Origin of the sequence: Bradyrhizobium sp. CB1717 (assembly GCF_029714325.1) — a bacterium.
Classification (GTDB): domain Bacteria; phylum Pseudomonadota; class Alphaproteobacteria; order Rhizobiales; family Xanthobacteraceae; genus Bradyrhizobium.
Map to the genome: position 1 here is coordinate 2,022,869 of NZ_CP121666.1, position 21,466 is coordinate 2,044,334.

Sequence of the window (21,466 nt, forward strand, 5' to 3'; positions counted from 1 at the left end):
CGTTGCATGGACAAATTGAAACCTACCCATTGGCTTGCACATTTCAGATACTTCATGGTATCGTAATGCAAGAATTAGAATACTGTCAAGTACTGGAATTGTTGTGACCGAAAACAGCCAGGGCCGGCGCGGCCGGCCCGCCAACGAGGCGCTTGGCCAAACGATCCTCGACGCCGCGCGCGAACTCTTTGTGGAATTGGGTTTTCAAGCGACGACCTTGGACAAGGTCGCCCAGCGGGCGAAGATATCGAAGCTCAGCATCTACAGGCACTTCGAGAACAAGGAGGCGCTGTTCAGCGCGGCCATGGCGGCCGGCTGCCATCAGTTGTTTGCACCACAGACCCTTCTTGAAGGCGTCGAGGCTTCGGTCGAAGATACGCTCATGGCGGTGGGATCATTACTGCTTCGCACGCTGTTGAGATCAGACGTCCGCAGTGTCGAAGCCATGGTCATGGCCGACAAGACGAGTCAAAACGCGTTAAGCAGGCTCCATTTCGAAGCCGGCCCCGCCCATGTCATCGGCCAAATCGAGGCCCTGTTGCGTCAGCTGCACGTGAAGGCGGTTCTGAACGTGCCCGATCCTCTCCGGTCCGCCCGCTTGTTTGCCGCGCTTTTCAAAGGATCCGATCTCCTGATGATCGCACGCTTCGATCAGGCGAGAGCAGAGGACGACAACGAAATCGAATCCTATTGCCGGTCGGCCGTCGCCATGTTCATCGCCGCGCACGGTGGCAACGACCACGCGGGCGGATGTTTGCCTGCCCCAAGGTCAAAAAACAAAATTTGAATCGTGCGTGACCGATGTCGTCAAAATGACCGAGGCCGGTTTGAAAATCATGGAAGCTGAAGAGCCTTCGATTGACGACAAGATCGCGGAAAAAATACGCTTGTTGAGCTATCGGCCGCGATACCAGTCCGCACGATGATGCCCGCGCGCCCACCCGCTCTTGTCAGTTGGGAAAATAGCTCCGCAAATAATGCGTATGTGTTCACGTCGCCGGCACCACTCAGCGGGAATCGATCTGTCTTGCGTGCAAGCACGCTGGCAGCTTCGGAAGCGGGTTTCGGCAAACGGTGACAGTGCACAAAACATCCCATCAAGCGGAAGCGGCGAACTCTCGGCAGCGCATGTCCCCGAATCCGGTGCGCCTTCGCCCTGCAGGCTTCGGCTTGACAGCCTTCGTTCGCTTCGCTGGGAGTTCGTTGCACGGGCTTGCCCAGCCGGAACTCGCGAAGCGAGCGAAGGCTGGTGGGCCCGGCAGGACTCGAACCTGCAACCAGACCGTTATGAGCGACGGGATATCGATCGTTTTCGTTGATTTTCTCGCGTTTTCGTTTGGGTTCGATCGCGTTCAACCCGTTTTGTTCACGCTGTGTCTGGTGCGAAACTGGTGCGCTGCCCTGCCGGTGAGGCTCTTCTGTTTGAGACGCCCGCCTCCCACCGAAGCGAGCGCTTACTGGTCGTAGTTTGCCAGCAGGCCAGTTGGTCCAGCAAATTCGGTCAATACAACAGCAGGGAGGGGACAGAAGGCTCTCGACAGGGCTCATAAATCACTTGTGCAAGCCTCCATGCGCCACAAGACACATCAGCGCATGCTGAATTGAAAGGACACGGGGTTATGAGCCAATCGTCAGACAAAGTCGCCATCATTACAGGTTCGTCGCGCGGTATCGGCGCCGATGTCGCGCAGCGTCTCGCGCGCGATGGCTTCCGGGTCGTGGTGAACTTTGTAGGCAACGCGGCTCCCGCCCAGGAAATTGTCTCAAAAATTGAGGCGGCGGGCGGCAAAGCCATCGCTGTCAAGGCGGACGTTGCAAATCCGGTTGCGGTCGCATCGATGTTTGATGCGGCCGAAGCGGCGTTTGGCGGCATCGACGTGGTCATCAACTGCGCTGGCATCATGAAACTAGCCAAAATAGCCGAGGTTGACGATCAGACCTTCGACCAGATTATCGCGATCAATCTCAAGGGCACGTTTAATCCGTGCCGTGAGGCGGCCAAGCGCTTGCGCGACGGAGGACGTATCGTCAACTTCTCTTCCAGCGTGATCGGCGTGCGTCTGCCGACCTACGGTGTGTACATTGCCACCAAGGCCGCCGTCGAAGGCCTGACGCAGGTTCTGGCGCAAGAGATGCGCGGCCGAGGTATCAGCGTCAACGCCGTTGCTCCCGGCCCGGTCGCGACCGAGCTCTTCCTGCACGGCAAGAGCCAGGATCTCATCGATCACATGGCGAAACTGAATCCGCTCGAACGCCTCGGGCGGACCGAGGATATCGCTCGCGTGATCGCCTTCCTTGTCGGCCCCGAGGGCGGCTGGATCAATGGCCAGACGATCCGTGCCAACGGCGGCATGTGCTGAGCGGCACGTAGATCGACGGCCCGGCTCCGCACCAACGGCAGCATCCGACTATGCGCGGTCCCCAACGGCAACAGCACCACTGTCATCAAGGAGATTTCGTCATGAGCAAGAAAGTCATTCTCATCACTGGCGCTTCCAGCGGCTTCGGCCGCCTGACCGCTGAGGCGCTCGCCAAAGCCGGACACACCGTCTATGCCTCCATGCGTGACGTCGCCGGCCGCAACGCAGAGAACGCGGCCGAGTTGACTGAAGCCTCAAAGCGCGACAGCATCGACCTGCGCACAATAGAGCTTGACGTTCAGTCCGAGACGTCCGTCGATGCGGCGATCAAGAGGATCGTAGCTGACAGCGCCAAAGTCGATGTGCTGGTCCACAACGCCGGTCACATGATGTTTGGCCCCGCCGAAGCGTTTACGCCCGAGCAGTTTGCGCAGCAGTACGACGTTAACGTGCTCGGCACGCAGCGCGTCAACCGCGCCGTCGTTCCGCATATGCGGGCGGCGAAACAGGGCCTGATGGTCTGGGTGTCGAGCAGCAGCTCGGCCGGCGGAACGCCGCCCTACCTCGCCCCTTACTTCGCGGCCAAGGCCGCTATGGACTCGTTGGCCGTCCTCTACGCGCGCGAGCTCTCGCGTTGGGGCATTGAAACGACGATCGTGGTGCCCGGTGCGTTCACCAAGGGCACGAACCACTTCCTGCATTCGGGGCGTCCGGCCGACGAGGCGCGTGTCGCGGAATATGAATTGGGTCCCTACAAGGGCTTCGGCGAGGAGGTGCTCAAGGCTTTCGCCGCCATCGTCCCCGACGACGCAGACCCCAATGGGGTGGCCGACGAGATCGTCAAGGTGGTCGGCATGCCCTTTGGCAAGCGTCCGTTCCGGATCCACTATGACCCGACTGAGGACGGTGCAAGCGTCAGCTTTGCGGTGATCGACCGCGTGCGCGCCGAGATGCTGCATCGGGTTGGGCTTCCTGACCTCCTGAAGCCCAGGACATTGGTGTAACTGGCCCACGATCGCCGCGACAGCAAATTCGATCAATACAACAGCCGCGACGGGACAGAAGGCCCTCGGTAGGGCCCGTAAACGATCTCGTGCAAGCCTTCATGTGCCACAAAACATCCGGACCAATCCATGAACCGAACTGCCAAACTCGCAGCCTTGACAATCGGAGCAAGCCTCATGACCCAGATCGCCTCAGCGGCTCCGAACGCCGCGACTGACCCCAGGATCGATCCCCAGATCCGCTCATTCCTGGCGAAGATCAATAAGGACAACAGTCCGTTCTGGGATCTGCCGCAGCCAAAGCCGCAGGACGTTCTCACCGGGCTCCAATCGCAGACATCCGTCGACATGTCAGGCGTCACGACAATCGAGAAGACCGTCACGCAAGATGGTCGTGCCGTGAAGTTGTACATCATGAAGCCCGAGCACGTGAGCGGAAAGCCCGGTGTGCTGCTCTTCATCCATGGCGGCGTCTGGATCGTCGGCAATTTCGAGAACCATCAGCGCCTGCTGCGCGATCTCGTCGTCGGCTCGGGGCAGATCGGCGTGTTCGTCGAGTACACCCCCTTGCCGGCGGCCAAATTTCCGACCCAGCTCGACGAGTGCTATGCCGCACTGAAGTGGGTCTCCGAGCACGCCGGGGAGTTTGGTGCCGATGGCACCCGAATTGCCGTGGCGGGCAACTCGGTCGGCGGCAACATGGCTGCCGCACTTGCTCTCATGACCAAGGATCGCAAGGGACCCAGGATCAGCTACCAGGTGCTCCTCATTCCGGCGACCGACGCTAGCGTCGATACTGCGTCTTACCATGAGTACGGGACCGGCCGTTTCCTGGCCCGTGCTTTCATGAAGTATGGCTGGGACCTTTACGCTCCTGACACCAAGACCCGCGACAATCCCTATGTCTCGCCGCTCCGCGCCGACACCCACGCGCTTGAAGGGCTGCCGCCCGCGCTCGTCATCACGGCCGAAAACGATCCGCTGCGTGACGAGGGTGAGGCTTATGCGCGCAAGCTGAAGGACGCCGGGATCAGCGTCGATGCCGTTCGCTACAACGGGACGATTCACGATTTCGTGCTGCTGAACGCGCTGCGACATGTTCCCTCCACCGAGGCTGCGATCGATCAGGTCAGTCAGGGTGTGCGGCGGCATCTCGAAGCTGCGACGAACTGACAGTCCGCTGCGCGGCGGCGCTTGGCCGCCGCGCCCATTTCCATCGCCCCCGTACACGGATCAACTCAAAGCAGGACTCCCCACGACCAGGGACGAGACCGGGATCTACTACAAGGATTGGCGCAGTGGTCAGCCCCTGGTCTTCAGTCATGGCGACCCTGGCCGCCCCTCAGGCCTATCTCGAGAAATACAAAATCGATCAACGAATCTCAAAAGAAGTGAGGGATCGAATGGCCATGCCAACAACTATGAGCGAAAGCAGCGCCCGAATGAGCGCGACGAAGGAATTCAATGATCTGCCGGTCAATCTTGTCAGCGAAATCGGCGCTGCGCTGAATAGCTTGTTGGCCGACGTGTTTGCTCTTTATCTCAAGACAAAGAACTTTCATTGGCACATGAACGGTCCACATTTTCGCGACTATCATCTTCTCCTCGATGAGCAGAGTGTCCAAATTCTAAACATCGCCGATCCGCTAGCCGAACGCGTCCGCAAGCTCGGCGGCACGACCCTTCGTTCGATTGGGCACATCGCCCGTCTCCAAAGCATCATTGACAGCGAAGCCGAGGATCTCGACCCGCAAGCCATGCTTTCCGAGTTGAGAGAGGACAGCCTGCGACTCGAGTCGGCAATGCGTCGCCTCCACAGGAAATGCGATGAGGGTCATGACATCGCGACGACGAGTCTGCTCGAAACCTGGATCGACGAAGCCGAGGGGCGCAGCTGGTTTCTCTATGAGACAGTGTCGGATCACACGCGAATAGGCGCACGTAGTGGACGCGGCAAGGGAGATCGATCTCTCGTCATGGCGCCACATCGCGTCGGGTCGTAGAAGCGCAAGCGCCTCGACGCGTCCGACGGTGAAATGGATTTCCCCGCGGACGAACTGCTCCCATGGAAATGCCGATGTCGAATTGTCGGGCGCTGAACACGGGTTTGTTACTACGCACATTGTGTGCTGGCGTGGATGCGTAGTTGTGTGGTTTGCTTCCGTACCCTCAAGCAGATGATGGCTTGTTACGACGTTTTTGGCTGACATGTTGGATACCCTGTCTTTAGAAGGTTCCAAAAAATACCCTGCCTCCCGACTCCTGAGGTCGTCGGATCATTTGGGATGGTCGACGCTCTTCGCAGAGTTTCGATCTCACTCTAGCTGTGAAGGCCCCGGGGCTGAAGGTCAGGACGTTGAGGTGGCGGTCATGGTCAACGGCTCGGACAAGGGAGCCGTGACCTGCAAAGTCGGAGCCGAGCTGCGGCAAGTCCGTCCCTCCAACGGGACGATCTGGCTCAATCCTATGGCCGCCAGAGCAGACGCGATCCGGATCGCTTCGCCGGAACTGGAAGTCGCTCACTTGTATCTTCCAAGAATCGCGTTCAGCCGCCTGGAGACCGAGTTCAACCTGCCTCAATTCCCCGGACAATCGATCCGCTATATGTCCGGTGTACAAGACAGCGTCATCAACCAGATTGCTCTGTCGGTGCTGCGAGAAATGTCAGATCCCACGCCATCCGGGCGTATGCTGGTCGAAACTGCGTCGCTGTTTTTGGCTGCGCGGCTGCTGCACGAGCATTCGGAAAGTCCGCGGCACCGCCTGCAGCGCGAGCCAAAATTCGGGCTGGACAATGTTAGATTGCGGCGCGTTCTCGCCTACATTGAAGATCACCTCACTGAGGAAATTACGGTGAGCGATCTCGCGAGCATCGCATGTCTGAGCGTGTTCCATTTTACGCGCGCATTTGCGGCCAGTGTCGGGACGCCGCCGCATGGCTACGTTAGGGAACGCCGGCTAGAGCGCGCCAAGAAGCTCCTCATGGCGGGGAAGCTGTCGCTCACTGAGGTCGCCTTTGATTGCCAGTTCTCGTCACAATCCAGTTTCACGCGAGCATTTCGACGCGCTACCGGCGTGACGCCGGCGCACTACAAGCGGGCCGCTCGTGAGTAAAAGCCGACTGTTACACTTCTGCGGGGCCTTGGTCCGCGCAGTTGCAAGAGATGCTCAGAGGCGGCTTTTCGGCCGTTTGCGGACTGCTGCAGTATGGCAGCGAGCAACGCGATGAGGCGCTTCTGGTGCGATAACCCCGCGTGGCTTGCCAAGCCATAGCTCGCATGCCCAGGCGCCCGCCTTCGCCCTTTGGCGCGGCAGCCTTCACTCGTTTCGCTTGGCATCCGTGGCGCTGGCTCGCCTAGCCGAAGCTCGCGAAGCGAGCGAAGGCTGGTGGGCCCGGCAGGACTCGAACCTGCAACCAGACCGTTATGAGCGGCCGGCTCTAACCATTGAGCTACAGGCCCCGCCGCGGGACGGCTGCGGGAGTGCGGCCGGCAACGGTGCGCGGTTCGTTTACAGGGATGGAGGCGGGGGTGCAATGCTCGCTCTGGCGAATGGAAACGTCAGCGCGGCATCGCCGGAAATTTTTGAATACCCGAAATTTGCGATGATGCCCTTATAATCCTGTTTTGCCCGACGGGTCAAACCGCTCAAGTGGCGGCTTGTCTGTTCGTTTCCGTAACCCACTGTAATTGCTTAGCTCTTCTACTGTGCATGGGGTTGTTTTCGCACTTTTTGTTTGAGAGGGCCTGTTGGTCCCCTCAAACGTCCTGCCGGCGCGCGGCAAGCCCCGCCGCCGAGTCGCCGCTAGTCCACCGACACCCCCGCGAACTCCACCACCTTGCGCCACTTCTCGGTCTCGTCCGTGACCAGCTTGCCGAACTCGGCGGGCGTCATCGGCTTGTGGATGCCGCCTGTCTCGGCGAGGCGGGCGATCACCTTCGGGTCCTTCAGCGCGTCGCCAATGGCCTTGTTGAGGGTCTCGATCACCTCGCTCGGGGTGCCCTTCGGCGCGGAGATGCCGTAGAAGCCGACCGATTCGAAGCCTGGCACGGTCTCGGCGATGGCGGGCACGTCGGGCACGCTCGGCCAGCGCTGCGGCGAGGTCACCCCGAGGGCGCGGACATTGCCGCCCTTCGCCTGCTCCAGCGCGGAGGGCAAATTGTCGAAGATCAGCTGCACCTTGTTGGAGATGATGTCGGGGAAGGCGATCGCGGATCCCCGATAGGGCACGTGGATCATGTCGCACTTGGTCATCACCTTGAACAGCTCGGCTGACATGTGCACCGAGGTGCCGTTGCCGGACGAGGCATAGGAGATCTTGCCCGGATTGGCCTTGCAATAGTCGATGAACTCCTGAACCGTCTTCGCGGGAAACGCGTTGGATACCACCAGCATGTTGGTGAGCTGCATGATGCTCGCGACCGGCACGGTGTCGCGCAGGAAGTCGAACGGCAGCTTCTTGTAGAGCGAGGTCGAGATCGCGTTGTTGGGCGCGACGAACAGCAGCGTGTAGCCGTCGGGGGCTGCGTTGATCGCGGCCGCAGCCGCGATGTTGCCGCCGGAGCCGGTGCGGTTCTCGACGATGAATTGCTGGCCGAGGCGATCCGAGAGCGCCTGCGCCATGATCCGCGCCACGATGTCGACCGGGCCGCCGGCGGCGAAGCCGATCATCCAGTGCACGGGGCGGTCGGGATAGGCGGCCGCGGCGGGAGGGGTTGTGCTGAAAAGACCTAAGAGAACTGCGAGCCCGAAAACACCGTTACGCAAAATTCGCAACATGACACCTCCCATTGTTCTATTGTCGTTGGGGGCATGCTTTCACAAAAACGCGCGGCTGCCTACATCGTCGCAAGTCGGTGTTGACGCAGGCCCGCCGGGAACGCCCATGAGATTCGCAATCATCCTTCTCGCAGCGGCGCTGCTCGTAAGCCCCGCCGCTGCCCAGACCGGAGGCAACGCCATTCCGACCACGACACTCAGCCTCGGCACGGCGACGCCCGGCGGCGGCTTCCCGCTCTATGGCAACGCCTTCGCCGAGGTGATGAACGCGGCCGATCCGGTCATCACCATCGCCCCGCGCAACACCAAGGGCAGCAACGAGAACATTCCGCTCTTGGAGAAGGGCGAGCTCGATCTCGCTCTGGTCGCAGGCGAGCCGGCCTATGAGGCTTTTGCGGGCATCGGCCGCGCGCCGGTGCGGCTGAAGATTCTCACCGCGATCTATTCCAACCCCGGCATGTTCGTGGTGCGCGCGGACAGTCCCTACAGGACGATTGCCGATCTCGTCGGCCAGCCCGTCGCGTTCGGCGCCAAAGGCTCGGGCCTGCCGATCCTGGCGCGCTATGTGCTCGACGGTCTCGGCTTGAAGCAGGACGAGGACTTCAAAGCGATCTATCTCGACCGCGCCGGCGATGGCCCCGCGATGGTCGAGGACGGCCGCGTCGCCGCACTGTGGGGCGCCGGCATCGGCTGGCCCGGCTTTGCCGCGGTGGCCTCGAGCGCGTCAGGCGCGCGCTTCATCGCTCCAAGCGCGGAGGAGATCACCCGCATCCGCGCCAGGCATACGTTCCTGAAGCCGCTGACCGTGCCGGCGGGCAGCTACCCCAAGCAGTCCGAGCCGATCGCCTCGCTCGGCTCGTGGAGCTTTGTCCTCACCCGCGAGGATCTGCCCGACGACGTCGCCTATCGCCTGGCGAAGACGCTGCACGGCGCCGAGGCGACGTTCTGCAAGGCACTCGCGCAGGCCTGCGAGACCACGGCGGCGAACACCGTCGCGGCCGCGCCGCGGCCGGAGCTGATCCATCCGGGCGTCGTGAAGTATTTTCGCGAGATCGGCGTGGTGAAATGACGGTCGCCTAAAGCGACCGTCATTCCGGGGCGGTGCAACGCACCGAACCCGGAATCTCGAGATTCTCAGGTGCGCAATTGCGCACCTTAGTTCGCGCTGTTGCGCGCCCCGGAATGACGCTACACCGTCACTTCTTCACCAGCGGACACGCCGGGTCCGGCGGGCCGAACGCCTTGTCGCCGGAGATGGTGGTGAGGATCTTGTAATAGTCCCACGGATATTTGCTCTCCTCCGGCGTCTTCACCTGCACCAGCCAGAGATCGTGGACCATCAGATTGTCCTCGCGCAGTTTGCCGTTGCGGGAGAAGAAATCCTCGATCGGCTTCTCGCGCATCTTTGCCGCGACCTTGAGCGGGTCGTCGGTGCCGGTCTCCTTGATGGCGTTGAGATAGTGCATCACGCTGGAATAGACGCCGGCCTGCCACATCGACGGCATCTTGTTCATCTTGGCGAAATAGCGCTTCGACCATTCGCGGGTCTTGTCGTCCATGTCCCAGTAGAACGAGGTGGTCAGGAGCAGGCCTTGCGCGGCCTGCAGACCGAGGCCGTGGATGTCGGTGATCAGCGCGAGCAGCGCCGCCATCTGCTGGCCGCCCTTGAACACGCCGAACTCCGAGCCGGTCTTGATCTCGTTCATGTTGTTGGGGGGGCCGGCGGCAATGCCGATGATCTTGGCCTTGGAGGCCTGCGCCTGCAGCACGAAGGAGGAGAGATCCGGCGTTGCCAGCGGCGGCCGCACCGAACCCAGCACCTTGCCGCCATTGGCGGTGACGACGCTGGAGGCATCGCGCTCCAGCGAATGGCCGAAGGCGTAGTCGTCGGTGATGAAGAACCAGCTGTCGCCGCCGCGCTTGACCACGGCATCCGCGGTGCCGACCGCGAGCGCGCGGGTGTCGAACACCCACTGGATCGCGTAAGGCGAGCAGAACTTGCCGTGGAAATCCGCGGTGCCGGTGGAGTGGGTGATGAACAGTCGCTTCTTCTCGTTGGCGATGTTCTGCACCGCGAGCCCGACCGCGGAGACCGGTACGTCGACGATCAGGTCGACCTGGTCGACGTCGAACCAGCGCCGCGCGAGCGAGGCGCCGATGTCGGCTTTGAGCTGATGATCGCCGACCACGACGCTGATCGGCTTGCCGAGCACGGTGCCGCCGAAATCGTCGATCGCCATCTGCGCCGCGGTCACCGAGCCCTGGCCGGTCGGCGCCGAGGCCGGGCCGTTCATGTCGGTGAGCACGCCGATCTTGACGACGTTGTCGGATACCTGCGCCATGGCGGCGCCCGGCGGCAGCGCTGCCGCAAAGGCAGCCGCGACCGGCAGTCCAAATCTCGCTCGCTTCACGTTTGTCCTCCCCTGATCCGGCGCGTTGGCCGGCGTTGCTTTTGCCGGGTATGGCCCGGCTGAATTGGTTTCTTTTGCAACTATTCAGGGGTGGGCGTCAACGTCAGGCCGCGAAGCGGATCTGTCCCGCCGGCGAGGGGTCGTAGCCGGTCAACTCCTCGGCGCGCTGCCGCAGCCGTCTTTCGCTGAGAAACCTGATCAGCGCCTGCATCGCGGGGCGGAAATAGCTGCGTTGCCGCATCGCGAGATCAAAGTTCTCCCAGACCAGCGGCACGAAATCGAGGCCGGCCGAGCGCGCCGCCGCGCGCGTCGCGACCCCGCAATCGGCTTGTCCGGCGCGGACCATTTCGGCGAGATCCGGCCCGGTGAGGGCGGGCGTCTCCACCCGCCGCAAATCGCGCGTCGTGGCGTCCGCGCGCTTCAGCAGCGCGTCGAGCAGCATCTGCGCGCCTGTGCCCTGTTGTCGCATCGCCATCCTGGCGCCGACCGCGAGCACGTCGGCGAGCCCGCGCAGCCGTTTCGGATTGCCCGGCGGCAGCACGAGGCCCTGCTCGCGGCGCACGAATGCGACCAGCAGCGCGTCATGCAGGTCCGGAGCGTCCCGCAACGCCGTCACACTGGCGTCGGCGGCAAGATTGCCGGTGGCATCCAGGCTGTGGAAGTGCAGGGCCACGGCCATCACCTCGTCGCGCTGCAGGCGCTCGAGTCCGCGCGCGCTGCCCTCGCTCATCGATCCCAGGCCCGAGCCGGATTCGCGCAGGCTCCAATCGAGCAGCTCGTCCTGGCTGCCGCCCATGACGGGCGGCGGCTCGGTGGTCAGCATGCCCGCCGGACGCGCGAGGCCCGAGAGGACCCAGAGGTCGAGCTCGTGCCGGGGGAAGAGCCACTTACCGGTCACCTTGCTGCAGGGGATCGCACCGGTGGTGACGAGTTCGTAGAGCTTGCGTTCGCCAAGTCGGAGATAGTCAGCGGCTTCACTGGTCGTCAGGAATTCCATCCTGCATTCCTATGCAAATTCTTGCTTCTTTTTGGACGTTCGTCGCAGGTGGAATTCTGCAGTTCATTTTGTGTCCGCGGGAACCATGCCCGATCATCTCGTTGCTTTGCAACACATCCGCGCACGCGATTTCTGCTTTGGTGAACGATCCTGAAGCGTTCGAATGGTGCGGACCCTGCGGCCGTCGCGAATGCTTTTGCAACGGGCCGTTTGCGATCGCCGAGCCGCGTTATTCGTTGCCGAAATATCCCGGGCGGAGCGCGATTGGCGTCACGAGTGCGGCGCAATCCATCATCATGATCGCGTCATATCGAAGGGAACCAACTCATGGCCGCTCGCCGCCTGTCCGTCGCATTCGCGCTTCTCTGCGGCCTTGCTGTGGGCGTTGCGGCCTCCTTCGCGGAGGATCGCGCGATCGTGCTGGCCACGACGACATCGACGCAGGAGTCCGGCCTGCTCGATCATCTGCTGCCGATCTTCCGCGACAAGACCGGCATCGATGTGAGGGTGATCGCGCGGCGCGCCGACGAGGTGCTGGACGGCGCGCGAAAGGGCGAGGCGGACGTCGTGCTGACGCATGCGCGGCCGCAGGAGGAAAAATTCGTCGCCGACGGTTTTGCCGTGAAGCGCTTCGACGTGATGTACAACGACTATGTGCTGATCGGGCCGAAGAGCGATCCCGCCGGCGTGAAGGGCAAGGACATCGCGACCGCGCTCAAGGCGATCGAGGCCAAGGGCGCGCCGTTCGTGACGCGCGGCGATCGCTCCGGCACCCACGCTGCAGAGCTCGCGCTCTGGATCGTCGCCGGCATCGACATCGCCGCCGCCAAGGGCGCCTGGTATCGCGAGGCCAAGCAGGGCATGGACGCGGCGCTCGAGGCTGCACGCACCGCGAACGCCTATGTGCTGTCGGACCGCGGCAGCTGGATCGGCTTCAGGGATCGCGGTGATCTCGATGTCGTCGTTGAAGGCGACAAGCGGCTGCTCAACCAATACGGCGTGATGCTGATGAACCCCGACAAGTTCCCGAACGTGAAGAAGGAGCTGGGGCAAACCTTCGTCGACTGGCTGATCTCGCCGGAGGGGCAGGCTGCGATCGCCGCCTACAAGGTCGACGGCCAGCAGCTGTTCTTTCCAAATGCGGACAAGACGGGCGGCTGAGATCCTCATCTGCTGCGGTTGCCAAACCGGGCGAGGCATGATCCATCATGGCGCATGACCCAGCGCCTGCCGTCATCATTGACGCCGCTCGACACCGCACTCGCCGCGTTGCTGCGAGGCGTTGATCCGGTCGCGCCGGTCGCATTGCCGCTGTCCGTGGCCCTTGGCTGCGTCGCCGCGGGCGCGCCGCCGATGGCGGCCTATCCGCCTCATGACATCGCCGCCGCAGACGGCTGGGCGCTGCGCGCCAACGATCTCGTCGGCGCGTCCGCCTATGCGCCGCTGCCTCTGGCGACGGCCCCTGTCTGGGTCGATGCCGGCGATGCGATGCCGCAGGGATGCGACTGCGTGCTCGATGCCGACGCCGTGGAGGTATCGGGGCCGCTTGTGCAAGTGCTGGCGGAGGGCGTGCCGGGGCAGGGTATCCGGCGCGCCGGAGCCGACATTGCCGCCGGCACGACGGCCGGTGCGGAGGGATACCCGGTCGGTCCGGCCGACCTGTTGCTTGCGGGCGTCGCGGCGGTGGAGGGGCTGAGCGTGCGGCGACCGCGGCTGCGCATCGTCAACGTACCGGGCGCGACGACGACGGCGCATATGATCGCCGGCATCGCCCGTGCAGCTGGACTGGATGTGCAGACGCTTGAGGCCGCCGCATGCGATGACGCATCGATTGCCGATGTGCTCGATGCGTCCACTTGCGACCTGTTGTTGACGGTCGGCGGCAGCGGCCTCGGTCGCCGGGATGCTGCGGTGAGCGCATTGGCCCGGCGCGGCGAGGTGCTCGCCCATGGCCTTGCGGTTCAGCCCGGCCGCACCGCTGCGGTCGGGCGGCTTGGCAAGGTTCCCGTCGTTGCCTTGCCCGGCTCGCCCGATCATGCGCTTGCGGCCTGGCTGGCGCTGGTGCTTCCGCTCGTCGATCGTCTGTCGGCACGGCAGCCGCGCCGGCAAATGACTCTGCCGCTCGCGCGAAAGATCGCATCCACGGTGGGCATTGCCGAAATCGCGCTGCTGGCCGAGGAACAACATGCGTGGATGCCGCTTGCGGTGGGAGAGTGGCCGCTCCAGGCCATCGCCCGTGCGGATGCATGGCTGATCACTCCCGCCAGCCACGAGGGATTTGCGGCGGCTACGCCCGTCGATGCTTATCTGATGCAGGAGTGATATGGGTTCCGGCATGTCGATGATCCCGCAATCGCAAGGCCGCAGCGCGCTCGAACAGGAGCAGTTCCTCAAGATCCTCTCGCGCGAGGAGGCCTTGGCGCGCTTCGAGGCGGCGCTGTTCCCGCGCGCGATCCCGAGCGAGCCGCGCAAGCTCGCTGCTGCGCTCGGCGCAGCGCTTGCCGAGGACATCGCTGCGCCTATCGATGTGCCGCCGTTCGATCGTTCCAACGTCGATGGCTTTGCCGTCCGCTCGGCGGATCTCGCCGCCGCGGGTGAAGGCGCACCCGTTCGGCTCTCGTTGAACGCCGAGACCATTCACTGCGGCACCGCGCCGAGGATGCAGGTCGGCGCAGGCACCGCCACACCGATCGCCACCGGCGGCCCGCTGCCGCGCGGCGCCGATGCCGTCGTCATGGTCGAGCACACCCAGCCGGCCGGACCCGATGCGATCGACGTCCGCCGTGCCGTCTCGCCCGGGCAGTTCGTCTCCTACGCCGGCTCCGACATTGCGCGCGGCGAGGCGCTGCTGCGTGCGGGCACCCTCATCGGCTCGCGCGAGATCGGCATGCTGGCGGCCTGCGGGATCGCGGAGGTGACCGTGGCGCGCAAGCCGCGCGTCGCAGTCATCTCCACGGGCGACGAGCTGGTGCAGCCCGGCGAGGCGCTCGCCCCCGCAGAAATCTACGACACCAACGGCGCGATCGTCGCGGCTGCAATCGACGAGAACGGCGGCGAGGCGATCTTCCTCGGCGCCATTCCCGACGATGAGGCCAAGCTCGAATCCGCCATGCGGCGCGCGCTTGAAGACGCCGACATGCTGGTGCTCTCGGGCGGCACCTCGAAGGGCGCGGGCGATCTGTCCCATCGCATCATCGGCCGGCTCGGCCAGCCCGGCATCATCGCGCATGGCGTTGCGCTCAAGCCCGGCAAGCCGCTGTGCCTTGCGGTGTGCGACGGCAAGCCGGTGGTGATCCTGCCGGGCTTTCCGACCTCGGCGATGTTCACCTTCCACGACATGATCGTGCCGGTGCTGCGCAGGATGGCCGGGCTGCCGCCGCGCTCCGATGCCAAGGTCAGCGCGACCGTGCCGGTCCGTATCGCCTCCGAGCTCGGCCGAACCGAATTCGTCATGGTCTCGCTGGTTGAGGGCAAGAACAGCCTGATCGCCTATCCCTCCGGAAAGGGCTCTGGCGCGATCACGTCCTTCGCACAGGCCGACGGCTTCCTGCGCATCGACGCGCTCGCCGACCAGATGCCGGCGGGCACCGAGACCGAGGTGACACTGTTCACGCCGCATGTGCGGGTGCCAGATCTCGTCATTGTCGGCAGCCATTGCACCGGCCTTGATCTCGTCACCGCGCAGCTCGCGCATGCCGGCCTGACCGTGCGCTCGATCGCGGTCGGCAGCCTCGGCGGCCTTGCGGCGGCCAAGCGCGGCGAATGCGATCTCGCGCCGATCCATCTGTTCGACGACAAGAGCGAGACCTACAACACGCCCTATCTCGTCGAGGGCCTCGTGCTCGTCCCCGGCTGGCGGCGGATGCAGGGCATCGTCTTCCGCAAGGGCGACACGCGGTTCGAGGGCCTGGGCGCAAAGGATGCTGTCGCCGCCGCGCTCACTGACGCCGCCTGCATCATGGTCAACCGCAACCAGGGCGCCGGCACGCGCATCCTGATCGACCGGCTGCTCGGCGGTGCACGCCCGGAGGGCTATTGGAACCAGCCGCGTTCGCACAACGCCGTTGCCGCGGCCGTCGCGCAGCACCGCGCCGACTGGGGCATGACCATTGCGCCGGTCGCCCATGCGGCCGGCCTCGGTTTCATTCCGCTCGCGGAGGAGCATTATGATTTCGCGCTGGTGACGGCGCGCAAAGACCGTCCGGCGGTGCAGGCGTTTCTCGATGCGCTCGGCTCGGACGAGGCGCGCGCCGCACTGGAGCACGCGGGCTTCCGGACTGCGTAGACGACGCGGTATGCAAGCCGCGCGACAGGGTGGGGGACGCGATGGCAAGGCCGCTTTCGGTTGCGATCGTCGGTGCCGGCATGGGCGGGCTTGCGACCGCCGCGGCGCTGAGACGCGTCGGCGTCAACGTCACGGTCTACGAGCAGGCCTCCAAATTCGCCCGCATCGGCGCCGGCATCCAGATCGGCTGCAACGCCATGAAGGTGCTGCGCGCGCTCGGGCTCGAGGCGCGGATGCGCGAGCGCTCCTTCTATCCGCGGTCCTGGAACAATCGCGACTGGAAGAGCGGCGACATCAAGTTCGACATGATTTTTGGTGAGAGCGCGGAAGAGAAGTTCGGCGCGCCCTATCTGCTGGCTCATCGCGGCGATCTGCACGCGGCACTCGCGAGCGTGGTGCCGCGCGAAGTTGTGAGGCTGAGCCACAAGCTGGCCGGTCTGGATGACACTGGCGATGGCGTCCGGCTCACCTTTGCCGACGGCACCAGCGCCGTTGCCGATGCCGTGGTCGGCGCGGACGGCGTGTCGGTGCGCGACATCCTGTTCGACACCGCGCCGGCCAGGTTCACCGGCCGCATCGCCTATCGCACCACCTATCCCGCCGCTCTGCTCGGCGGGGAGAAGATCGACGACTGCACGAAGTGGTGGGGCGAGGACCGCCACATCGTGATCTACTACGTCAGGCCGGATCGTAGCGAAGTCTATCTCGTCACCAGCCAGCCCGAGCCGGATTTCCGCATCGAGTCATGGTCGGCGAAGGGCAACGTCCGCGATCTGCGTGCCTCCTTCGAAGGCTTCCATCCACAGGTCGGGCAGGTGCTCGCGGCGTGTCCCGACGTGCACAAATGGGCAATCATGGACCGCGAGGCGCTCGATCGCTGGGCCGACGGCAAGGTGACGCTGCTCGGCGATGCCTGCCATCTCATGACGCCCTATATGGCGCAGGGCGCGGCCATGGCGATCGAGGACGCGGCCGTTCTTTCACGCTGCCTCGCCGGTGTAGATCGCGACGGTGTTGCCGACGCATTCCGCCGCTTCGAGGCGACGCGGAAAGGGCGGACCACGCGGGTGCAGGAGACCTCGCGCGCCAACATCTGGCTGAAGGAAAGGACCGATACGAGCTGGGTCTACGGCTACGACGCCTGGTCGGTGCCGCTGGCCGCCTGATCGCGCAGGCGTTCGCGCTCTTCTGCTTCGGCAAGTGCACGCTGCGCGGCAGGCGACAGCGGCTTCGGGTCCGGCGGGACCTCGACGATGTCAGGCTTGCTCAGCTGCTTCGTGCGTTCGACCGTATCCGAAAGATCGAACACGAATTCGACGAATTCGAAGATGGTAGTCAAGAGAGAGGCGGCCATGGCTCATCCGGGGGCAATTTCCCGATCTGTGGTCGCTCCCTTGCCCGGTCCAGTTCAAAGGCTCCATGAACTCGCAGGGCCGCCGCCGCGACCAAGGCCTATGAGCCAAGCCATGACCGCGACAACTCCCCTGAATTTCCGCAAGATCGCCGCGTACGTCGCAGCTGCCGGGACGCTGTTCTGGCTCTACACCTTCTATTTCATCGCCCATGTCCCGCAGGGCGACGGCACCGGCTTTCAATGGCTGGCGGTGTTCCCGCTCGGCATGATCTTCGGATTGTTCTTCCTGCCGGCCTGGCTGCTGGTCGCCATCGGGCGCCTCCCGCGATTCTCCACGGTCGTCGGCCTCTGCGGCCTGATCGCCTTCGCGATCATCTGGACGCAGCTTCTCGGCGAGTTTCCCAAATCGTAAGTTCGCTACAACGCGTCATCCAGCGCCGCCAGCCGTTCGGCTTCGGCGATGTCCTCGACCGTGTTGGCGTTGAAGAACGGATCGAGCGGCTCGGCCGGCCAAGTCACCGTCGCGAGCGGATATCGCGCGGTCCAGCGATCGATCTTGCGGAGGTCCTCGACGACCAGTGCATGACGCAGCTCGTCGCGCAGGGCAACACGCCACAAGCCGATCACCGGATGCGACTGGTCGCCGGATGCCGCCACTGCTAGCTGCGCGTTCTCTCGGCTTCGAGCTTCGTGCAGGCGTGCGACCAGATCGCGCGGCAGGAACGGGCAGTCGCCGGCGGCGCTGAGCACCCATGCGACGTCAGGCCGGTTCGCGGCGGTCCAGTCCAGCGCGGCGAGGATGCCGGCGAGCGGTCCGGGAAAGCCGGGCACGTCGTCGGCGACGACCTGCAGGCCAAAGGCTGCGAAACGCGCGGGATCGCCGTTCGCGTTGAGGATCAGCCCGCTGCATTGAGGTTTCAGGCGCGCGATCACGCGTTCCAGAATGGTGCGGCCGCCGATGGTGCGCATCGGCTTGTCGCCGCCGCCCATGCGCCGCGCGAGGCCACCGGCCAGCAGCACGCCAACGGTCGGCGGAACACTCGTGGCGGGAATTTCAATCGTCACCACCTTCACCCTTGCGCTTGTGCTTCGCCGATTCCTCCTCGACGTAAGCGAGGTTCTGGTCGTAGACGATGCGCTCCTCGCCCGCGAGCGCAATGAAGCGCTTTCCGCGCGTCCGTCCGACCAGCGTCAGCCCGACTTGCCTTGCGAGATCGACGCCCCAGGCGGTGAAGCCGGAGCGCGACACCAGGATCGGAATGCCCATCCGCACGGTCTTGATCACCATCTCCGAGGTTAGCCGCCCGGTGGTGTAGAGGATCTTGTCGGAGGGGTCGACGCCGTGGCGGTATATCCAGCCGGCGATCTTGTCGACGGCGTTGTGCCGGCCGACGTCCTCGGTGTAGCAGAGCGGCGTGCCTTCCTTGCACAGCACGCAGCCGTGGATCGCGCCGGCCTCGAGGTACAGCGAGGGCATGGTGTTGATGGTCTGCGTCATCTGGTAGAGCCAGGATGTGCGCAGCTCGGCCTTCGGCAGCGCGACGCTCTCAACGGCTTCGAGCAGATCGCCGAAGGCGGTACCTTGCGCGCAGCCCGAGGTCTGCGTGCGCTTCTTCAGCTTGGCCTCGAAATTGGTGTGGTGCTCGGTGCGCACCACCACCACCTGGAGGTCGTCGTCGTATTCGACCTCAGTGACCACGTCATTATATTTCAGCATGTTCTGGTTCAGCAGGTAGCCGAGCGCCAGATATTCCGGATAGTCGCCGATCGTCATCATGGTGACGATCTCCTGGGCGTTCAGGTAGAGCGTCAGTGGCCGCTCCATCGGCACCTTGATCTCGACCCTGGCGCCGGTCTGATCGGTGCCGGTCACGCTCTGGGTCAGGCGCGGGTCGTCCGGATTGGGGACGATCATGGGCACCGGGGCTTTGTCGATCTTCATCATGGCCGCGACGTTAGCATGACATTCCGCTCAAGCCGATATAAGCATGGCTGGGAATGGGTAAAATGCCTCCGCTCGTCATTGCGAGCGGAGCGAAGCAATCCAGAAATGCATCCGCGGAGACAGTCTGGATTGCTTCGCTGCGCTCGCAATGACGGGGAGAGGCTGGTGGTTCCATCGGCTGGCGAGCCGTTGGCGGAGATCGAAGGGTTATGAAAGTCATCGGCCTTGCAGGCTGGAGCGGTGCGGGAAAGACCACGCTGTTGACGCGGCTGATCCCGAATTTCAACGCGCAAGGCCTGCGCGTCTCCGTCATCAAGCATGCGCATCACCAGTTCGACGTCGACGTGCCCGGCAAGGATTCCTGGCGGCATCGCGAGGCGGGGGCGGCGGAGGTGCTGGTTGCCTCGTCAAACCGCTGGGCCTTGATGCATGAATTGCGGGGCGCGGCGGAGCCGCGGCTGCCGGAATTATTGAGCAAGCTCTCTGCGGTCGATCTCGTCGTGGTCGAGGGCTTCAAACGCGAGCCGCATCGCAAGATCGAGGTGCATCGCGCCGCCAATGGCAAGCCGCTGCTGTTTCCCGACGATCCCGGAATTGCCGGGATCGCGACCGACACCGCCATTGAAACCCGGCTGCCGACCGTCCATCTCGATGATATCCCCGCTGTGGCCGCGCTGCTGCTGCGTGCGGCGATGCCGGTCGAGGAAGCGGTGGCAAGAAGCGCCGCGACACGCTGACGAGGCACCATGGCGCAACTGTCGGACGATTGCTTTGCCTTCGGCGGACCGATGATGTCGGTCGACGAGGCCGTTGGCCTGATCACGGCGCGCGTCAACGCGATTGTCGATCTGGAAACCGTGGCGCTCGTCGATGCTGACGGGCGCGTGCTGGCGCGCGATATTGCAGCGCCCTTGCCGCTGCCGCCGTTCACCAACTCTGCGGTCGACGGTTATGCCGTGCGCAACGCGGACCTTCCGCAAGCTGCGGAGCAGGCATTCCCGCTCGACGGCCGCATCCAGGCCGGTGGTCTTGCGCAGGCACCGATCAAGCCCGGCCACACCGCGCGAATCTTCACGGGCGCGCCGATGCCGCCGGAGGCCGAAACCGTCTTCATGCAGGAGGATGTCCGCATCGACGATTCCGGCCGGATCGTGCTTCCGCCGGGGCTGAAGCCGGGCGCGAATGTCCGCCCCGCCGGCGAGGACATTCCGAAGGGACAGGTTGCGCTGCGCGGCGGCCAGCGCTTGCGGCCGCAGCATATCGCGCTTGCCGCGGCGTTCGGCCTTGTCAGGCTCGATGTGGTCAGGCGCATCCGTGTCGCGGTGTTCTCGACCGGCGACGAGCTGGCTTCGCCGGGCGAGCCGCGCGCGACCGCGCAGCTGTTCGATTCCAATCGCTTCATGCTGATGGCAATGCTGCGCCGGCTCGGTTGCGAGGTCAGCGATCTCGGCATTTTGCGCGACGAGCGAACGTCGCTTGCGAGCGGCCTGAAGGAGGTAGCAGGCGCGCATGATCTGATTCTCACCACCGGCGGCGTCTCGACCGGCGAGGAGGACCACGTCAAGGCGGCGGTCGAGAGCGTCGGCTCGCTCGTGCTGTGGCGGATGGCGATCAAGCCGGGCCGTCCGGTGGCGATGGGCATCATCGGCGGCACGCCGCTGATCGGCCTGCCCGGCAATCCCGTCGCGAGCTTCGTCACCTTCGTCCATGTGGTGCGGCCGACGGTGCTGGCGCTGGCGGGTGCCCTCCCGGAGCCGCTGCTGCCGATCCCGGTGCGGGCTGCGTTTACCTACAGGAAGAAGGAAGGCCGGCGCGAATATGTCCGCGTCTTCCTCCGCAAGGGGCAGGACGGTACGCTCGAGGTAACCAAGTTCCCGCGCGAGGGCGCCGGACTGCTGTCGTCGCTGTTCGAGACCGACGGCCTGGTCGAGCTCGGTGAAGCCGTCACGGGCGTCGAGCCCGGGCAGAGCGTCGGCTTCCTGCCCTACGCCGGCCTGATCTGATGCCCGCGTTGACGCCGCCTGCCCGTCCCGCCATGTTGCCGCGATGACCAGGACGACTCTCGATCTCACCGGGCTGAAATGCCCGCTACCGGCCCTCAAGACCCGCAAGGCGCTCAAGCCGCTCAAGGCAGGGGACCAGCTCGAGGTCCACTGCACCGATCCCCTCTCGGTGATCGACATCCCCAACCTGATCCGCGAGACCGGCGACAAGGTCGAGATCACCGAGCGCAACGAGGCGCGCATCGTGTTCCTGGTCGAAAAGAGCGACGGCCCGTAGAAAGGCGAATGTTCACGGCCGCAACGCTTGACTATGCTGCGCCCCCTGGGG

The 21,466-nt window shown here is 64.3% G+C and carries 21 protein-coding genes, 1 tRNA gene and 1 pseudogene; 16 read left to right on the forward strand and 7 right to left on the reverse strand.

The features are described 5' to 3' along the window. Window positions 1-103: 103 nt before the first annotated feature. The 7 genes and pseudogenes from QA649_RS09655 (at window position 104) to QA649_RS09685 (ending at window position 6,478) form a co-directional block, all read left to right on the forward strand. Window positions 104-787: a TetR/AcrR family transcriptional regulator gene (locus tag QA649_RS09655; protein WP_283023971.1), complete on the forward strand. Its 684-nt coding sequence runs from the start codon at window positions 104-106 to the stop codon at window positions 785-787. A 7-nt stretch (window positions 788-794) separates the two neighbouring features. Continuing rightward, complete coding sequence (locus tag QA649_RS09660) at window positions 795-926, forward strand: hypothetical protein (RefSeq protein ID WP_283023972.1); 132 nt, start codon at window positions 795-797, stop codon at window positions 924-926. A 693-nt stretch (window positions 927-1,619) separates the two neighbouring features. Continuing rightward, on the forward strand, window positions 1,620-2,360 hold the full coding sequence (locus tag QA649_RS09665) for an SDR family oxidoreductase (protein WP_283023973.1): 741 nt from the start codon (window positions 1,620-1,622) through the stop codon (window positions 2,358-2,360). A gap of 101 nt (window positions 2,361-2,461) precedes the next feature. Beyond that, window positions 2,462-3,364, forward strand: coding sequence for an SDR family oxidoreductase (locus tag QA649_RS09670; RefSeq protein WP_283025999.1), 903 nt, complete (start codon window positions 2,462-2,464; stop codon window positions 3,362-3,364). A 177-nt stretch (window positions 3,365-3,541) separates the two neighbouring features. Further along, the gene (locus QA649_RS09675) at window positions 3,542-4,537 is read left to right on the forward strand and encodes an alpha/beta hydrolase (RefSeq protein WP_283023974.1); all 996 of its coding nucleotides are present in this window, start codon (window positions 3,542-3,544) and stop codon (window positions 4,535-4,537) included. Window positions 4,538-4,785: 248 nt separating this feature from the next. Next, window positions 4,786-5,277: pseudogene (locus QA649_RS09680) on the forward strand (DNA starvation/stationary phase protection protein); the annotation flags it as partial. Window positions 5,278-5,734: 457 nt separating this feature from the next. After that, window positions 5,735-6,478 carry an AraC family transcriptional regulator gene (locus tag QA649_RS09685; RefSeq protein ID WP_283026000.1) on the forward strand — a complete coding sequence of 248 codons (744 nt, stop codon included), beginning with the start codon at window positions 5,735-5,737 and terminating at the stop codon, window positions 6,476-6,478. 271 nt (window positions 6,479-6,749) lie between these two features. Here QA649_RS09685 and QA649_RS09690 read toward each other — a convergent pair. Both QA649_RS09690 and QA649_RS09695 read right to left on the reverse strand, forming a co-directional pair. Then, window positions 6,750-6,825 (reverse strand) — tRNA-Ile (locus tag QA649_RS09690). A gap of 343 nt (window positions 6,826-7,168) precedes the next feature. Continuing rightward, window positions 7,169-8,143, reverse strand: coding sequence for a tripartite tricarboxylate transporter substrate binding protein (locus QA649_RS09695; RefSeq protein WP_283023975.1), 975 nt, complete (start codon window positions 8,141-8,143; stop codon window positions 7,169-7,171). Between the two features lie 106 nt (window positions 8,144-8,249). Between QA649_RS09695 and QA649_RS09700 the strand changes: the two genes are divergently transcribed. Beyond that, window positions 8,250-9,212 carry a TAXI family TRAP transporter solute-binding subunit gene (locus tag QA649_RS09700; protein ID WP_283023976.1) on the forward strand — a complete coding sequence of 321 codons (963 nt, stop codon included), beginning with the start codon at window positions 8,250-8,252 and terminating at the stop codon, window positions 9,210-9,212. 127 nt (window positions 9,213-9,339) lie between these two features. On the opposite strand, the gene QA649_RS09705 is transcribed toward QA649_RS09700, so the two are convergent. Both QA649_RS09705 and QA649_RS09710 read right to left on the reverse strand, forming a co-directional pair. Then, window positions 9,340-10,554 (reverse strand): ABC transporter substrate-binding protein, encoded by a 1,215-nt coding sequence (locus QA649_RS09705; RefSeq protein WP_283023977.1) that lies wholly within the window; start codon window positions 10,552-10,554, stop codon window positions 9,340-9,342. Window positions 10,555-10,657: 103 nt separating this feature from the next. Then, window positions 10,658-11,551 carry a helix-turn-helix transcriptional regulator gene (locus QA649_RS09710; protein ID WP_283023978.1) on the reverse strand — a complete coding sequence of 298 codons (894 nt, stop codon included), beginning with the start codon at window positions 11,549-11,551 and terminating at the stop codon, window positions 10,658-10,660. A 327-nt stretch (window positions 11,552-11,878) separates the two neighbouring features. Here QA649_RS09710 and QA649_RS09715 point away from each other — a divergent pair, with 327 nt between their 5' ends. Genes QA649_RS09715 through QA649_RS09730 form a run of 4 tightly spaced genes read left to right on the forward strand, consistent with a single transcriptional unit; the run spans window position 11,879 to window position 17,002 of the window. Continuing rightward, on the forward strand, window positions 11,879-12,712 hold the full coding sequence (locus QA649_RS09715) for a substrate-binding domain-containing protein (RefSeq protein ID WP_283023979.1): 834 nt from the start codon (window positions 11,879-11,881) through the stop codon (window positions 12,710-12,712). 54 nt (window positions 12,713-12,766) lie between these two features. Further along, entirely contained in the window at window positions 12,767-13,873 is a 1,107-nt protein-coding gene (locus tag QA649_RS09720) for a molybdopterin-binding protein (protein WP_283023980.1), read from the forward strand. Window position 13,874: 1 nt separating this feature from the next. Next, a complete protein-coding gene (locus tag QA649_RS09725) occupies window positions 13,875-15,836 on the forward strand; it encodes a molybdopterin biosynthesis protein (protein ID WP_283023981.1) in 1,962 nt (653 codons plus the stop codon). A 41-nt stretch (window positions 15,837-15,877) separates the two neighbouring features. Then, window positions 15,878-17,002, forward strand: coding sequence for an FAD-dependent monooxygenase (locus QA649_RS09730; RefSeq protein WP_283023982.1), 1,125 nt, complete (start codon window positions 15,878-15,880; stop codon window positions 17,000-17,002). On the opposite strand, the gene QA649_RS09735 is transcribed toward QA649_RS09730, so the two are convergent. Then, window positions 16,969-17,190, reverse strand: coding sequence for a hypothetical protein (locus tag QA649_RS09735; protein ID WP_283023983.1), 222 nt, complete (start codon window positions 17,188-17,190; stop codon window positions 16,969-16,971). The genes QA649_RS09730 and QA649_RS09735 overlap by 34 nt on opposite strands. A gap of 112 nt (window positions 17,191-17,302) precedes the next feature. On the opposite strand from QA649_RS09735, the gene QA649_RS09740 reads away from it, so the two are divergent. Continuing rightward, complete coding sequence (locus QA649_RS09740; RefSeq protein WP_283023984.1) at window positions 17,303-17,602, forward strand: hypothetical protein; 300 nt, start codon at window positions 17,303-17,305, stop codon at window positions 17,600-17,602. Between the two features lie 5 nt (window positions 17,603-17,607). On the opposite strand, the gene mobA is transcribed toward QA649_RS09740, so the two are convergent. Together mobA and QA649_RS09750 are read right to left on the reverse strand one after the other, a co-directional pair. Next, window positions 17,608-18,243 carry a molybdenum cofactor guanylyltransferase MobA gene (gene mobA / locus QA649_RS09745; RefSeq protein ID WP_283026001.1) on the reverse strand — a complete coding sequence of 212 codons (636 nt, stop codon included), beginning with the start codon at window positions 18,241-18,243 and terminating at the stop codon, window positions 17,608-17,610. Window position 18,244: 1 nt separating this feature from the next. Next, window positions 18,245-19,135: a formate dehydrogenase accessory sulfurtransferase FdhD gene (locus QA649_RS09750; protein WP_283023985.1), complete on the reverse strand. Its 891-nt coding sequence runs from the start codon at window positions 19,133-19,135 to the stop codon at window positions 18,245-18,247. A 209-nt stretch (window positions 19,136-19,344) separates the two neighbouring features. Here QA649_RS09750 and mobB point away from each other — a divergent pair, with 209 nt between their 5' ends. From mobB to QA649_RS09765, 3 genes are read left to right on the forward strand one after another with little or no spacing between them, the layout of a single operon-like run. Next, window positions 19,345-19,872: a molybdopterin-guanine dinucleotide biosynthesis protein B gene (mobB, locus tag QA649_RS09755; protein WP_283023986.1), complete on the forward strand. Its 528-nt coding sequence runs from the start codon at window positions 19,345-19,347 to the stop codon at window positions 19,870-19,872. Between the two features lie 9 nt (window positions 19,873-19,881). Next, window positions 19,882-21,138: a gephyrin-like molybdotransferase Glp gene (gene glp / locus QA649_RS09760; protein ID WP_283023987.1), complete on the forward strand. Its 1,257-nt coding sequence runs from the start codon at window positions 19,882-19,884 to the stop codon at window positions 21,136-21,138. A 43-nt stretch (window positions 21,139-21,181) separates the two neighbouring features. Next, complete coding sequence (locus QA649_RS09765) at window positions 21,182-21,415, forward strand: sulfurtransferase TusA family protein (protein ID WP_018643991.1); 234 nt, start codon at window positions 21,182-21,184, stop codon at window positions 21,413-21,415. Window positions 21,416-21,466 lie beyond the last annotated feature (51 nt).

Excerpts from the sequence above, each read along its gene's own strand:
- QA649_RS09675 (WP_283023974.1), top strand. The coding sequence starts at position 3,542 with ATGACCCAGATCGCCTCAGCGGCTCCGAACGCCGCGACTGACCCCAGG.
- glp (WP_283023987.1), top strand. The coding sequence starts at position 19,882 with ATGGCGCAACTGTCGGACGATTGCTTTGCCTTCGGCGGACCGATGATG.
- QA649_RS09700 (WP_283023976.1), top strand. The coding sequence starts at position 8,250 with ATGAGATTCGCAATCATCCTTCTCGCAGCGGCGCTGCTCGTAAGCCCC.
- QA649_RS09695 (WP_283023975.1), bottom strand. The coding sequence starts at position 8,143 with ATGTTGCGAATTTTGCGTAACGGTGTTTTCGGGCTCGCAGTTCTCTTA.
- QA649_RS09715 (WP_283023979.1), top strand. The coding sequence starts at position 11,879 with ATGGCCGCTCGCCGCCTGTCCGTCGCATTCGCGCTTCTCTGCGGCCTT.
- QA649_RS09765 (WP_018643991.1), top strand. The coding sequence starts at position 21,182 with ATGACCAGGACGACTCTCGATCTCACCGGGCTGAAATGCCCGCTACCG.
- QA649_RS09735 (WP_283023983.1), bottom strand. The coding sequence starts at position 17,190 with ATGGCCGCCTCTCTCTTGACTACCATCTTCGAATTCGTCGAATTCGTG.
- QA649_RS09670 (WP_283025999.1), top strand. The coding sequence starts at position 2,462 with ATGAGCAAGAAAGTCATTCTCATCACTGGCGCTTCCAGCGGCTTCGGC.
- QA649_RS09740 (WP_283023984.1), top strand. The coding sequence starts at position 17,303 with ATGACCGCGACAACTCCCCTGAATTTCCGCAAGATCGCCGCGTACGTC.
- QA649_RS09725 (WP_283023981.1), top strand. The coding sequence starts at position 13,875 with ATGGGTTCCGGCATGTCGATGATCCCGCAATCGCAAGGCCGCAGCGCG.
- QA649_RS09750 (WP_283023985.1), bottom strand. The coding sequence starts at position 19,135 with ATGATGAAGATCGACAAAGCCCCGGTGCCCATGATCGTCCCCAATCCG.
- QA649_RS09710 (WP_283023978.1), bottom strand. The coding sequence starts at position 11,551 with ATGGAATTCCTGACGACCAGTGAAGCCGCTGACTATCTCCGACTTGGC.
- mobB (WP_283023986.1), top strand. The coding sequence starts at position 19,345 with ATGAAAGTCATCGGCCTTGCAGGCTGGAGCGGTGCGGGAAAGACCACG.
- QA649_RS09730 (WP_283023982.1), top strand. The coding sequence starts at position 15,878 with ATGGCAAGGCCGCTTTCGGTTGCGATCGTCGGTGCCGGCATGGGCGGG.
- QA649_RS09685 (WP_283026000.1), top strand. The coding sequence starts at position 5,735 with ATGGTCAACGGCTCGGACAAGGGAGCCGTGACCTGCAAAGTCGGAGCC.
- QA649_RS09665 (WP_283023973.1), top strand. The coding sequence starts at position 1,620 with ATGAGCCAATCGTCAGACAAAGTCGCCATCATTACAGGTTCGTCGCGC.
- QA649_RS09720 (WP_283023980.1), top strand. The coding sequence starts at position 12,767 with ATGACCCAGCGCCTGCCGTCATCATTGACGCCGCTCGACACCGCACTC.